The 12170-nt window shown below is 72.9% G+C and carries 11 protein-coding genes; 2 read left to right on the forward strand and 9 right to left on the reverse strand.

The genetic code is table 11. The features are described from left to right. Positions 1-124: 124 nt before the first annotated feature. The 4 genes from ACIGAQ_RS17710 to ACIGAQ_RS17725 all read right to left on the reverse strand — a co-directional run bounded on the left by ACIGAQ_RS17710 (position 125) and on the right by ACIGAQ_RS17725 (position 4308). Complete coding sequence (locus ACIGAQ_RS17710; protein WP_362277413.1) at positions 125-808, reverse strand: ABC transporter ATP-binding protein; 684 nt, start codon at positions 806-808, stop codon at positions 125-127. Between the two features lie 42 nt (positions 809-850). Beyond that, positions 851-2284, reverse strand: coding sequence for an ABC transporter permease (locus tag ACIGAQ_RS17715; RefSeq protein WP_399783746.1), 1434 nt, complete (start codon positions 2282-2284; stop codon positions 851-853). A 181-nt stretch (positions 2285-2465) separates the two neighbouring features. Continuing rightward, positions 2466-3731: an Ig-like domain-containing protein gene (locus ACIGAQ_RS17720; RefSeq protein WP_362277407.1), complete on the reverse strand. Its 1266-nt coding sequence runs from the start codon at positions 3729-3731 to the stop codon at positions 2466-2468. Between the two features lie 244 nt (positions 3732-3975). Further along, positions 3976-4308, reverse strand: a complete 333-nt coding sequence (locus ACIGAQ_RS17725; protein ID WP_399783749.1) for a hypothetical protein — start codon at positions 4306-4308, stop codon at positions 3976-3978. Positions 4309-4438: 130 nt separating this feature from the next. Between ACIGAQ_RS17725 and ACIGAQ_RS17730 the strand changes: the two genes are divergently transcribed. Next, positions 4439-4732, forward strand: coding sequence for a hypothetical protein (locus ACIGAQ_RS17730; RefSeq protein WP_311680494.1), 294 nt, complete (start codon positions 4439-4441; stop codon positions 4730-4732). A gap of 75 nt (positions 4733-4807) precedes the next feature. On the opposite strand, the gene hutH is transcribed toward ACIGAQ_RS17730, so the two are convergent. The 3 genes from hutH to ACIGAQ_RS17745 all read right to left on the reverse strand — a co-directional run bounded on the left by hutH (position 4808) and on the right by ACIGAQ_RS17745 (position 8941). Further along, the gene (gene hutH, locus ACIGAQ_RS17735) at positions 4808-6376 is read right to left on the reverse strand and encodes a histidine ammonia-lyase (protein WP_399784617.1); all 1569 of its coding nucleotides are present in this window, start codon (positions 6374-6376) and stop codon (positions 4808-4810) included. Between the two features lie 114 nt (positions 6377-6490). Continuing rightward, positions 6491-7639: a diguanylate cyclase domain-containing protein gene (locus ACIGAQ_RS17740; RefSeq protein WP_399783752.1), complete on the reverse strand. Its 1149-nt coding sequence runs from the start codon at positions 7637-7639 to the stop codon at positions 6491-6493. Between the two features lie 501 nt (positions 7640-8140). After that, complete coding sequence (locus ACIGAQ_RS17745; RefSeq protein WP_399783755.1) at positions 8141-8941, reverse strand: enoyl-CoA hydratase/isomerase family protein; 801 nt, start codon at positions 8939-8941, stop codon at positions 8141-8143. A gap of 215 nt (positions 8942-9156) precedes the next feature. On the opposite strand from ACIGAQ_RS17745, the gene ACIGAQ_RS17750 reads away from it, so the two are divergent. Continuing rightward, positions 9157-9864, forward strand: a complete 708-nt coding sequence (locus tag ACIGAQ_RS17750) for a hypothetical protein (RefSeq protein ID WP_399783758.1) — start codon at positions 9157-9159, stop codon at positions 9862-9864. Positions 9865-9893: 29 nt separating this feature from the next. Here ACIGAQ_RS17750 and ACIGAQ_RS17755 read toward each other — a convergent pair whose 3' ends face one another. Together ACIGAQ_RS17755 and ACIGAQ_RS17760 are read right to left on the reverse strand one after the other, a co-directional pair. Then, positions 9894-11000, reverse strand: a complete 1107-nt coding sequence (locus ACIGAQ_RS17755) for an adenylate/guanylate cyclase domain-containing protein (protein ID WP_094054990.1) — start codon at positions 10998-11000, stop codon at positions 9894-9896. A gap of 218 nt (positions 11001-11218) precedes the next feature. Then, complete coding sequence (locus ACIGAQ_RS17760) at positions 11219-12085, reverse strand: biotin--[acetyl-CoA-carboxylase] ligase (protein ID WP_311679966.1); 867 nt, start codon at positions 12083-12085, stop codon at positions 11219-11221. Positions 12086-12170 lie beyond the last annotated feature (85 nt).

The raw sequence follows: 12170 nt of genomic DNA on the forward strand, positions 1-12170 counted from the left end.
GCGCACCCCCCGGATCACGCAGTATGCCGAGGGGTGATCAGGCACTCAATAGATGAGAAGACAGTAAGAAATCCGTCGGCCGACTGTTACACGACTGCCGGAACTCCGTTACAGGGCCGCGAACTTACGCACGCGTGTTCTCCTTGACGGTGATGCGGCCCTTGCGGATCGTCGCCAGGCGCGGGGCCTTCTTCGCGAGAGAAGTGTCGTGGGTCACCATGATGAAGGTGAGCCCGAGCTCCTTCCACATGCGTTCGAGCACGTCCATGATCTCGTCGCGCATCGACTCGTCGAGGTTGCCGGTGGGTTCGTCGGCGAGCAGCACCTTCGGCTGTTTCACCAGGGCCCGGGCGATGGCCACACGCTGCTGCTGACCGCCGGACATCTCGCCGGGCAGATGCGCGAGGCGTTCTCCGAGACCGACCGACTTCAGTGCCTCGGCGGCCTGTTCGCGGCGCTGTTTCGGCTTGACGCCGAGCGGGACGAGCGCGGTTTCGACGTTTTCCTGTGCGGTGAGCGTCGGGATCAGGTTGAAGGACTGGAAGACGAAACCGATGCTTTCGCTTCGCACGCGGGTGAGCCTGGCCTCCGGCAGGGCGGCGAGGTCGGTGCCGTCGAGGACGATCCGGCCGGATGTGGGGCGGTCCAGTCCGCCGAGCATGTGCAGCAGGGTGGATTTGCCACCACCGGTGGGGCCCTGGATGACCAGACGGTCGCCGTCGGGAATGGTGAGGTCGATGCCGTCGAGGGCCTGGACGGTTTCTCTGGAACGCGTGTAGTGCTTGGTGACCGCGGTCAGTTCGTACATGGAGGGCTCCTGATGTCGTCTTCGGGTGCGGGCGGGCGGGCGCTACTCGACGCGGCGCAGTGCGTCCGCCGGGCGGAGCCGTGAGGCCCGCCAGCCGCCGAACGCGCCGGCGACCAGGCCGCCCGTGACCGCCAGGGCCACCGCGAGGGCGATGGTCGCCGGGCTGACGGGTGCGGTCAGGGCGACGTCGAGGGTCCGCTGCGCCTGCCGCCCGGGGCCGCCGAAGCCGCCCCCGGCACCCCCGCCCCCGCCGAGCTGGGCCTGCAGGGTCGGGCTGGCGGCGGTCACGGCGTAGGCGCCCACCAGCCCCAGCGCGATGCCCAGCGCCCCGCCGACCAGGCCGTTGACGACCGCCTCGCCGACCACCTGCCCGGTCACCCGGCCGGACCTCCAGCCCAGCGCCTTGAGCGTGCCGAACTCGCGGACCCGGCGGGAGACCGCCGAGGACGTCAGAAGGCCCGCCACCAGGAAGGCGGCCACGAGCACCACGACCGACAGCCACTTGCCCACGCTCGTGGCGAGGGAGGAGGCCGTGGACAGGGAGCCGGAGACGGTGTCGGCGAGGTCGGCGGAGGTGGTGACGGTCGTGCCGCCGACGTTCTTCCGGATCTCCGACTTGACGCTGTCGATGCGCTGCGAGTCGGTCGCCCTGACGTAGATCGTGGTGACCTTGTCCTTCGCGTCGGCCAGCGTCTGCGCCCGCTTCAGCGGGATGTAGAGGTCGGCGGCGGCGTCCCCGCTGTCGGCCGTGGCGATGCCGACCACCTCGAACTTCGTGTCCTTGACGGTGACCGTGGACCCGGTCTTGAGCTTCTTCTCCTTGGCGTAGGACGCGTCGGCCACGGCGACCGCGGCGTTCGCCTCGTTCGCCGCGAAGGTGCGCCCGCTGGTGATACGGGAGGAGGTGAGCGGGCCGAGTGCGGGTTCGGTGACGTCGGTGCCGTAGACGGAGTAGCTGTTGACGTCGAAGTCGGCGCCGCCGCCCTCGACGCGGCCCTGCGGAGAAGGCTGTGCGCCACCCTGGCCGCCGCCCGGGGCGCCGCCGCCGTCCTGCTGGAAGCGGCCACGGGTGAACTCGCCGCTGACCTTGACGACCTGGAGGCTCAGTCCGCCCACGGCGTCCGCGACCCCGCTCTGCGCGCCCACCTCGCTCACGGTCGAACTCGCCAGCGTCTGGAAGCCCTGCACCATGACGCGGTCGCTGCTCTGCTCGCCGCCGGAGCCGTCGTTCTGCGCGTCGAAGCGGAAGCGCGGCCGCTCGGCGTCGCTGCCCGGGGGCGCCGCGGCCTTGGTGACGGTCATGTCCGTGCCCAGCCCGTAGAGCGACTGGAGGACCTTGTCCTGCGCCGCGCCCATGCCGGCGGAGACGGACGTGACGACGATGACCAGCGCGATGCCCAGCGCGAGTCCGGAGGCGACGACGAGGGCCGCCTTTCTGCGGCGGCGCAACTCGCGCCTCAGATAGGTGAAGAACATGGCGGCAAGCTAGGGACGGTCCGTGATGAGCGCTTGAGCCGCGTATAAGAGCCGGATGAGAAGGGGCCGGGAAACCGGAAGCCGCCGCAGAAGCCGGAAGCGGCCGGTAAATGCCGGAAGCCGCCGTCCGCCCCGGGCGGGGGCGGGCGGCGGCTTCCGTGCGTGTGCTGCCGAGGGACCGTCAGACGGCCGAGCCGGCCTTCCAGTCGGCCCAGTTCATGTTCCAGCCGTTGAGGCCGTTGTCCGGCGCGATGGTCTTGTCGCCGGTGTTCTCGACGACGACCACGTCACCGAGGATGGAGTTGTCGAAGAACCAGGCGCCCGGCGTGTTCGGGTCGTCCGCGCCCTTGGCGTCCTGGAGACCGACGCAGCCGTGGCTCGTGTTCGCGTTGCCGAAGATGGACTTCGCGCCCCAGTAGTTGCCGTGGATGAACGTGCCGGAGCTGGAGAGGCGGATGGCGTGCGGCACGTCCTTGATGTCGTACTCGCCCTTGCCGTCGTCGTCCGTGAAGCCCACGGTCGCGCCGTTCATGCGCGTCTCCTTGAACTTCTCGGACATCACCATGACGCCCTCGTAGGTCTTGTTCTCCGGCGAGCCCGCGGAGATCGGGATCGTCCGGACGACCTTGCCGTCCTGCGTGACCTTCATCTGCTTGGTCTTCGCGTCGACGTAGGAGATCTGGTTGCGGCCGATCTTGAAGGTGACCGTCTTCTGCTGGACGCCGTAGACGCCCTCGGCGCCCTCGACACCGTCGAGCGCGAGCTTCAGCGTGACGGTGGAGCCTTCCTTCCAGTAGTCCTCGGGCCGGCAGTCCATGCGGTTGGCGTTGAACCAGTGGCAGGCGACCTCCTGGCCGCTGGTCGTGCTGACCGTGATGCCCTTCTGGACCGCGGCCTTGTTGGTGATCGCCTTGTCGAAGTTGATCGAGACCGGCATGCCGACGCCGACGGTGGTGCCGTCGTCCGGAGTGAAGTTGCCGATGAAGCTGTTGGCCGGGGAGACCGTGGTGAAGGAGGCGTTCTCGTGGGCGACGCGCCCGTCGGAGTCCTTCGCCTCCGCCGCCAGCCTGTAGGTGGTGGACCGCTCCAGCTGCGTGCTGGGCTTCCAGCTCTTCTTGTCGGCGGATATCTGGCCGCTGACCTCGGTGCCGTCGGCCGTCGTCATCTTCACGGTCGTGAGCGTGCCCTTGCTCACCGTGACGGCCGCGGAGTTGTTGATCGAGGCGTTGTTCGAGCCGTCCTTGGGCGTGATCTTGATCTGGGCCTCGGAGGTCTTCTGGGCCGCGGCCTCGTCGACCTTCGACTGGGAGCTGTCGCCGCCGTCGCCGCCGGAGGCGCTGTCGTCGCCGCCGGAACAGGCCGAGAGCACCAGCACTCCGCCGAGCAGTGCGGACGCGACCGTCAGGCCCTTGCGCCGCTTACTGACCGTCATCACACGCTTCTCCATCGTTGCCGATTTCCCCAAACCCCGGGTCCCCGTCACCCACCAAGTGCCCCCGTCGGGACTCGTGAGTCCCCGTCGAGACGTTCAACGCTACGACCGGTTCGTCCGGTTCCCCAGGTGGCGCAGGTGTGGGGATCACCACGTCCGTGACGGACGGTGCCGGGCGGTGCGGGTGTGGTCGTGCGCCGCTGGAGACGCGAGGACCCCGGGCGGCGGTTGCCGCCCGGGGCCAGGAGGTTCCGGGCGGTCAGCCGTCGCTGTCGTCGCCGCCATCATCCTCGTCGAGGTCCCAGTCCGGCGAATCGGGGTCGTAGTCGATCCGCTCGCTGCTCCAGGAGGCCTGCTGGAGCTCGACCCCCGGCACCTCGCTGACCAGGTCGAACGGGTCGACGAGGTAGGCGAGGGCCTCCGCGGTGTCTTCCGTCACAGCGTCCTCGGCGTGGGCCCGCTCCGCCTCCGGCATCCCGGCGTCACCGGCGATCCTGCCGAGCGCGGACTTGGTGACCGCGTCGGGGTCCTCCACCTCGAGAACGAGTTCCACCCGAAGCCGTACAAATCGTGATGTCTCTGGAGTGCTCATGGCGGGAGCGTACGGCCAAGGCCTCCTGTGACTTTCCCGTGACCCGCGCCTTTCACTAACATCGCCCCACACGGCCAATTCGCCGACGTCACAAGGGGATCGATATTCCGTGTCATCCGCTCGCCGTCCGTTGCTGACCGCCACCGCAGCGGCGACCCTGCTGGGCGCCCTGTGGTTCGTCCCGTCCGCCAACGCGACGTCGGACTCCCCGGTGAGAGACGCCGTCTCGACGAGCCCGTCTCCGCAGGTCACGGAGCAGGCCCGGGTCGCGGCCACGGGCGCGGACGCCTCCGCCGCGGGGCCCCGGCTCGCGGACACCGGAAGCTTCGACAGCACGCCGTACGTGATCGGCGGGACCTTCTGCCTCACGCTGGGCGCCGGCTTCGTCGTGTACTCGGTCCGCCGGGAACGCCTCGGTCTCTGACCGCACTTGAGGGCCCGCGGGGACGGCTGAGGGGCCCCGCCGGGCGGCAGGGCCCCTCCCGTTCCGCGAACCGCCCTACTGCAGCGGCCCGGTGACCGCCTCCACCGCCGCGAGCAGCCGTCCGTCGCGCACGAACGCGTCCGCCGCGGCCAGATCGGGCGCGAGGTAGCGGTCCGGGCCGGGGCCCTGGACACCGGCCGCCCGGGCGGCGTCGATGACGGCCCGCGTCGCGGGCGCCGGGGTGAGCCCTTCGCGCAGCTGGATCGCGCGCGTGGCGGCGTACAGCTCGATGGCGAGGACCCGGGTGAGGTTGTCGACGGCGGTGCGCAGCTTGCGCGCCGCCGACCAGCCCATGGAGACGTGGTCCTCCTGCATGGCGGAGGACGGGATCGAGTCGGCCGAAGCCGGAACGGCGAGCCGCTTCAGCTCGCTGACCAGCGCGGCCTGCGTGTACTGAGCGATCATCAGGCCCGAGTCCACACCGGCGTCGTCGGCGAGGAACGGCGGCAGGCCGTGGCTGCGGTTCTTGTCGAGCAGCCGGTCGGTGCGCCGCTCGGCGATGGAGCCGAGGTCGGCGGCGGCGATGGCCAGGAAGTCCAGGACGTAGGCGACGGGCGCCCCGTGGAAGTTGCCGTTGGACTCCACGCGGCCTCCCCCAGTGCCGAAAGCCTGGGAGGTGCCCCCAGGCAGGACCACGGGGTTGTCCACGGCGGCGGCCAGCTCGCGGTCGGCGACCAGCCGGGCGTGCGCCACGGTGTCCCGCCCGGCACCGGCGACCTGCGGGGCGCAGCGCACCGAGTAGGCGTCCTGGACGCGCGGGGCGTCGTCCTGGTGATGGCCGGTCAGACCCGAGCCCTTCAGCACGGCCAGCATGTTGGCGGCGCTGGCGGCCTGCCCCGGGTGCGGCCGGATGGCGTGCAGCTCGGGAGCGAGGACCTTGTCGGTGCCGAGCAGGGCCTCCAGGGACAGGGCGGCCGTGACGTCGGCGGACCGGTAGAGGGTGTCCAGGTCGGCCAGGGCCATGACCAGCATGCCGAGCATGCCGTCGGTGCCGTTGAGGAGGGCGAGCCCCTCCTTCTCGCGCAGTTCGACCGGCTGGATGCCGTGCGCGGCGAGCAGTTCGGCGGCCGGGCGCACGGTGCCGTCGGGGCCCTCGGCGTCGCCTTCGCCCATGAGCGCGAGCGCGCAGTGGGACAGCGGGGCGAGGTCGCCGGAGCAGCCGAGGGAGCCGTACTCGTGCACGACCGGGGTGATCCCGGCGTTGAGCAGGTCGGCCATGATCTGCGCGACCTCGGGGCGCACGCCGGTGTGCCCGGAGCAGACGGTCTTCAGCCGCAGGAACATCAGGGCGCGCACGACCTCGCGCTCGACCCGGGGGCCCATGCCGGCGGCGTGCGAGCGGACGATGTTGCGCTGGAGCTGTGCGCGCAGCTCGGGGCTGATGTGCCGGGTCGCCAGGGCGCCGAAGCCGGTACTCACGCCGTACACGGGGTCCGGCTTGGCCGCCAGCGCGTCCACGATCTCGCGGGCCGCGGCGAGGGCGGCCACGGCCTCCTCGGAGAGCTCGACGCGGGCGCCGCCGCGCGCCACGGCGAGCACGTCGGACGCGGTCACCCCGGACGTCCCCACCACCACAGTGTGCATATCCATATTCAGGAGCGTACGCAGTGAATTCAATGCTGTCACCACTGGGGACGGGGTTCGCCCCTTACCGAATACGTCACACCGTCCGGGGCCGCCGGGCCTGCCGGGTGGGCGTCAGGGTGCGTGCCGGCCGCGGAAGCGGCGCCGTTCGCCGCCCGCCTCCCGGGACGGCTCGTCCGCGAGCCGCACGACGGGGTCGTCGGGCCCGGCCCGTCCGGCGACGACCGGGCGGCCGGCCCGCTCGGCCTTGGCCCGGTACTGCGCGGCGTCGGCGAGCCGGAAGAGCCGGCGCGCGGACCGTACGGTCCCGATCGGGTCCTCGGTGGAGGCGACGCCGCAGGCCACACCGTCCCCGAGTTCCAACTCCGCCGCCCTGCGGCACAGTTCACCGGCCGCCTTCACGACCTGGTCCGCCGGCGGGCCGACCGCCAGCAGGCAGAACTCGTCCCCGCCGAGCCGCGCCGCGAGCGCCCCCGGCAGCATGGCCCCGCACAGAGACAGCACCGAGCCGAACCGCTCCAGAAGCCGGTCGCCGGCCGCGTGCCCGTGGGTGTCGTTGACCCCCTTGAGTCCGTTCAGGTCGCAGACGACCAGGCTGACGACGGCCCCGTCCCTGCGGTGCCGCTCGATGGCCTGTTCCAGGCGTACGTCGACGGCCCGGCGGTTGGCGAGCCCGGTGAGGGAGTCGGTGAAGGCGAGCCGCCGGGCCTCCTCCAGACGCTCGGTCTGGGCGATGCCGGCGGCCACGACGGAGGCCAGGACGGTGGCGAAGTCGGCGTCGGCCCGCCCGAAGACGGGCACGCCGACCGGCCGGGCGACGTAGAGCTCGCCCCAGGCCCTGCCGTGCAGCACGATGGGCGCGACGACGCAGCAGCCGCGGCCGCGCCGCCGCAGGGCTGCGACCCGCTGGTGGCAGTACCCGGGCTGCCCGGCGGCGGGTCCCTCGGCCGTCTCCACCCACGCGTCGGGCTCACCGCCGCCGGCCCACTGCTCGTGCAGGAACTCCGTGATCTCGGCGAACTGGTGCACCGGGTAGGCCTCGTCCTCCGGGAACTCCTCCTCGCCCTCGGCCAGCTCCCCGACGTTCACGAGGACCTTCAGCCGCCCGAGCTCCCGCTCCCACACCGACAGTGCGGCGAAGCTGCCGCCCAGCGCCCGGCACGCCCCCGAGGCCGCCGCACGCCACGCCTCACGCAGCCCGTGCGCGGCCGCCATCCCCTGAGCCAACGCGACGACGGCCGCCAGCCGTCTGTCCTCACCCATCACCCCAGGCTAGGGAGTTTTCAGCCATTCCGTTCTGTTGACGGGGCGAACGGGGAGGCCGAGCGGTTCACAAGGAACGAGCACCGTTCACAACCACCGCCCCGCCCCGGCCACGCCCGTCGGCCCACCCTCGGCCACGCGCCTGCGGCACGCCCCGCTCGCGACTCCGCAAGCCACCCCGGCCACCACCACGAGCAGCGGCGCGTGGCGGCCCCGCAGGGCACGCGGAAGGCGAACGATGCAGCGGGAGCGCGAGGGCAGGGCGCATTGCGCTTGCCCTCGGCCCACCCCACCACGACTCCGCAGGCCACGCCGCCCGCGGTCACCCGTCGGCCCGCCCGGCGACGGCCCCCGGCCCACCTCGGACACGGCCGCGCTTCCCATCACGCCCCGTCGGCCGATCCCGGTACGACTCCGCAGCCATCCCCATCACACCCCATGGCCCATCCCGGCCACGACTCCGCAGGCCGTCCCCGTCACGCCCCGTCGGCTCCCGCCCCGCTACTCCCCGGGCCACTCGGGCTTGCGGCGTTCGTTGAACGCGGCGACGCCCTCCGCCCGGTCGCCCGAGAACGCCGTGGCCCGCCATGCCGCGTCCTCGACCTCCAGCCCGGCCCGCAGATCCAGTCCCTGGCCCAGCCGCAGCGCGCGCTTCGCGGCCCGCAGCCCCACCGGCGAGTTCCCGGCGATCCGGGCGGCCAGCGCCAGCGCCTCCTCCCGGTCCCGGCCCTCCTCCACCACCTGGTCCACGAGCCCCAACTCCCCGGCCTCGACGGCCTCCACCCGCCGCGCGGAGAAGATCAGCTCGGCGGCCCGGGCCGCCCCGACCCGGCGCGGCAGCAACTGCGTCCCGCCGCCGCCGGGGATCACGCCGACCGACACCTCGGGCAGTCCCACCACGGCTGTCCGGTCCGCCACGATCACATCGCACGCCAGCGCCAGCTCGAACCCGCCGCCCAGCGCGAACCCGTGCACCGCCGCCACCGTCGGCACCGGCAGCTCCAGCACCCCGGTGTACGCCCCGCGGGTCACGGGCCGCTGCCGCAGCAGATCCGCGTCGCTGAACGAGTTCCGCTCCTTCAGGTCGGCGCCCACGCAGAACGCCCGCTCGTGCGTCGAGGTCAGGACGACCGCCCGCACGTCCCGGTCCTCCCCCAGCGCCGCGCACGCCCCGGAGATCGATCGCGCCATGTCGGTCGACACCGCGTTCATGGCCTTGGGGCGGTCGAGGACGAGCTCCGCGACATGCCCCTGCTCGTGCCGCCGCACCAGCACAAACTCCCCGAACCGTTCCTCACTCATGACACCCTCCGGTTAACGCGGGTTAACAAGAACCGACGCCTCAGATCATCGCAGCCGCACCCGGCCCACGAAAGAGCGGACGCGACCGGTTCCCCGCCCCTGCCCGCCCACCCGTTCGAGTGACATCCCCGCAACACCGCCCCGAACGCCCAAGGGAGCGCATAACGTGCGTCCGCCACGCGTAACGGGGGCGCGTGGCGCATCGGGGAGGAACCATGAGGACGACGAACACGCCGGCGAAGCCGCAGCAGGACACCGGGGCCGCCCGCCCGCGCCGACCGGTGCCCGCCGCGCCCCACGAGCCGTCGGCGGCGGAGACGGCACCCTTTCCCCCTAGGCCGCGGGGCCGGCACCGCAAGCCCCGCCCCCGCAAGGTCCTGCTCGCGGCCGGCGGCCTCGCCCTGGCCGCGGGCGCGCTGAGCCTCGTCCGCCTGACCTCGGGAACCGGCGCGGACGGCGTCGGCACCGCCGGGGCCGAGCCCCGCCCGGACCCGGTCCTCTCCGGCACGGACGAGACCCGGAGCGCGGCGGCGGCCCTCCCGGCCACGCCCGAGGCGAGCCCCTCCTCGCCCACCGCCCTCGGCGGCCTCACCCCGTCACCGGCCACCGGTGGCGCACCGACGGCCTCGTCCGCCCAGGCCCCGGGGACCTCCGGCCGAGCCACCGGACCCGGCCGGACCCCGGACACGCCCCAGGCGCCCGGGCCCGGCACCACGACCGTTCCCGACACGCCGAACCCCCCGGCCGCGCCGCCCCGGGGCGACACACCCCGCCCGGCCCCGAGCACGCCCCCGAGCCGGACGGCACCCGCCCCGGCACCCGAGCAGCCCGGCACGCCGGACGAACCGAGGAAGCCGCAGGACCCCGGATTGTGCGTGCCGATCATCGGCCTCTGCGTGGACTCACCCGCCGGCCACCGCTGACACCGCGCCGACGGCACACCGGGGAGCGGTTACGGCGCCCCGTCCCGCCGGGTGAGCAGCCACGGCTCCACGACGCCCAGACCGCGCACCGGCCGCTGCCACATCGGCTGCAGCGCGAACCGGTACACCGGCGGCTCCTCACCCTCCTTCTCCGCGGCCGCGGCCTCCTCCGCCGCCTCCGCCTCGGAGGCCGGGGCGTCCTGCGTGCGGATCAGCTCCTCGGCGAACGCGGTGTCGACGAGCACGGCGTCCTTGGGAGCTATCGAGGTGAGCCGGGAGGCCAGGTTCACGGTTGTTCCGAAGACATCACCCATTCGGGTGGTCACGGTGCCGAACGCCATGCCGACGCGCAGCTCCGGCATGGTCTCGTCGTGCGCCATGGTCTCGATCAGCCGCAGCGCGATCTCGGCGGCCGTGCCGGCGTCGTCCGCGGCGTACAGCACCTCGTCGCCGAGGGTCTTGATCAGCCGTCCGCCGTTGGCGGCCACCAGGTCGGCGGCCGTGGTCTCGAAGGCCTCGACCAGCTCGCCGAGCTCCTCCTCCTCCATCCGGCGGGTCAGCCGCGTGAAGCCGACCAGGTCGGCGAAGCCGACGGCCAGCCGCCGGTCGACCATCTCCTCGTCGTCGGCGGCCTGCACGACCCGTCCGGCCGAGGCCGCGAGCTGGCGGCGCCAGACGTAGACCAGGAACTCCTCCAGTTCGGGCAGGAGCAGCTCGACGATCGGGTACGTCACCTCGGTGCGCGTCATGCCCGGCTCGGGCGGCTCGGTCAGACCCTCCAGGAAGGAGTCGATCTGCCACTCGGCGAGCCGGGCGGTGGTCTGCCCGGTGGAGCGGGCCACCTGGACGGCCATCGCCTCGCTCAGCAGCCCGGCCTCGACGAGACCGGCCAGGCGCCGCAGGGCGAGGACGTCCGCCTCCGTCAGGGCCTTGGCCTGGCCGATGTCGGCGAAGCCCATGGCCCGCCAGAAGCGGGAGGCCAGTTCCATGGAGACACCGGCGCTGCGGGCCGCCTGGAACGGGGTGTAGCGGCGCTCGGCGCCCAGGATGAGCTGTTCCAGCCGCAGGGCGAGCGGATCCTCGCCGGGGTCGGCGCCCTGCGCGTCCGTGCCGGAGCCCGAGTCGTCGACGGTCACGCGTGCTGCCCTTCCGATCTGTCACGGTCATGTATCGACCGGCCTCAACTCTACGGCAGGTGTGCGCCAGCTCACTCCGTAAGGTCCGACCGGGCGCCGAGCTGCGGGCAGCCGTGCCGCCGGGGGCGGCACGTGGGGGCGCCGGGAGCACTCCCTGCTCGCGGCGACTCGGGGGAGGCACCCGGCTCCGCCCGGCTGCGCTCCCGCCCGGTCCCGGCTCAGGCGGGCCTGAGGTGCACGATGTCCCCGGCGCCCACCGGCTCCTGCACCCCTTCCTCCGTCGCCAGCACCAGCCGTCCGTCCCCGTCCACGGCCACCGCCTCCCCCACCACGGCCCGATCCCCCGGCAACTCCGCACGCACCACCCGCCCGAGCGTCGCGCACCCGGCGGCATATGCCTCGTGCAACCCGCTCACGCTCGGGTCGCCACCGGCCGCGCGCCACTTCCCGTACCACTCCTCCAGAGAACGAAGCACCCCGCGCAGCAACGGGTCCCGGTCCGTGCTCACGGCCCCGGCCAGCGCCAGCGACCCCGCCGTCGGCACCGGCAGCTCGTCCGCCTTCAGGGTGACGTTGATACCGACCCCGATCACGATCCCGTCGTCACCGGCCCGCTCGGCGAGGATCCCGCCGGCCTTGCGTTCCTCTCCCCCCACGGTGACCAGCAGGTCGTTCGGCCATTTCAGCGCCGTGTCGACGCCCGCCGCCCGCGCCAGCCCCGCCGCCACGGCCACCCCCGTGAGCAGCGGCAGCCACCCCCAGCGCGCCACCGGCACCTCGCCCGGCGTGAGCAGGACGGAGAAGAAGAGGCCGGAGCGCGGCGGTGCGGTCCACTGCCGGTCCAGGCGCCCCCGCCCGGCGGTCTGCTCCTCGGCGACCAGTACGGCGCCCTCCACGGCCTCGCCCCCGGCCGCCCGGGCGACCAGGTCGGAGTTGGTCGAGCCGGTGCGCTGGACGACCTCCACCCCCGACCACAGCCCTCCCTCCCGCACCAGCCCCCGGCGCAGGGCGGTGATGTTGAGGGGCGGCCGGTCCAGGTCGGACCAGCGGCTTCCGTCGGGCTCTGATGCATCTCGCGGCGTCATGCAAGCCACCCTAGGTGTGGTAAACGCCGCACTGCCGATGTGGAGGGCCCCCACTACTCTACGGATGAGTAACCGTCCCCCCTTT

This window comes from Streptomyces sp. NPDC085932, assembly GCF_044540525.1.
In the GTDB taxonomy this organism is placed as follows: domain Bacteria; phylum Actinomycetota; class Actinomycetes; order Streptomycetales; family Streptomycetaceae; genus Streptomyces; species Streptomyces levis.

Coding starts and splice junctions, on each gene's coding strand:
- ACIGAQ_RS17715 (WP_399783746.1), bottom strand. CDS start 2,284: ATGTTCTTCACCTATCTGAGGCGCGAGTTGCGCCGCCGCAGAAAGGCG.
- ACIGAQ_RS17760 (WP_311679966.1), bottom strand. CDS start 12,085: ATGACGCCGCGAGATGCATCAGAGCCCGACGGAAGCCGCTGGTCCGAC.
- ACIGAQ_RS17745 (WP_399783755.1), bottom strand. CDS start 8,941: ATGAGTGAGGAACGGTTCGGGGAGTTTGTGCTGGTGCGGCGGCACGAG.
- ACIGAQ_RS17710 (WP_362277413.1), bottom strand. CDS start 808: ATGTACGAACTGACCGCGGTCACCAAGCACTACACGCGTTCCAGAGAA.
- ACIGAQ_RS17725 (WP_399783749.1), bottom strand. CDS start 4,308: ATGAGCACTCCAGAGACATCACGATTTGTACGGCTTCGGGTGGAACTC.
- ACIGAQ_RS17720 (WP_362277407.1), bottom strand. CDS start 3,731: ATGGAGAAGCGTGTGATGACGGTCAGTAAGCGGCGCAAGGGCCTGACG.
- ACIGAQ_RS17740 (WP_399783752.1), bottom strand. CDS start 7,639: ATGGGTGAGGACAGACGGCTGGCGGCCGTCGTCGCGTTGGCTCAGGGG.
- hutH (WP_399784617.1), bottom strand. CDS start 6,376: ATGCACACTGTGGTGGTGGGGACGTCCGGGGTGACCGCGTCCGACGTG.
- ACIGAQ_RS17750 (WP_399783758.1), top strand. CDS start 9,157: ATGAGGACGACGAACACGCCGGCGAAGCCGCAGCAGGACACCGGGGCC.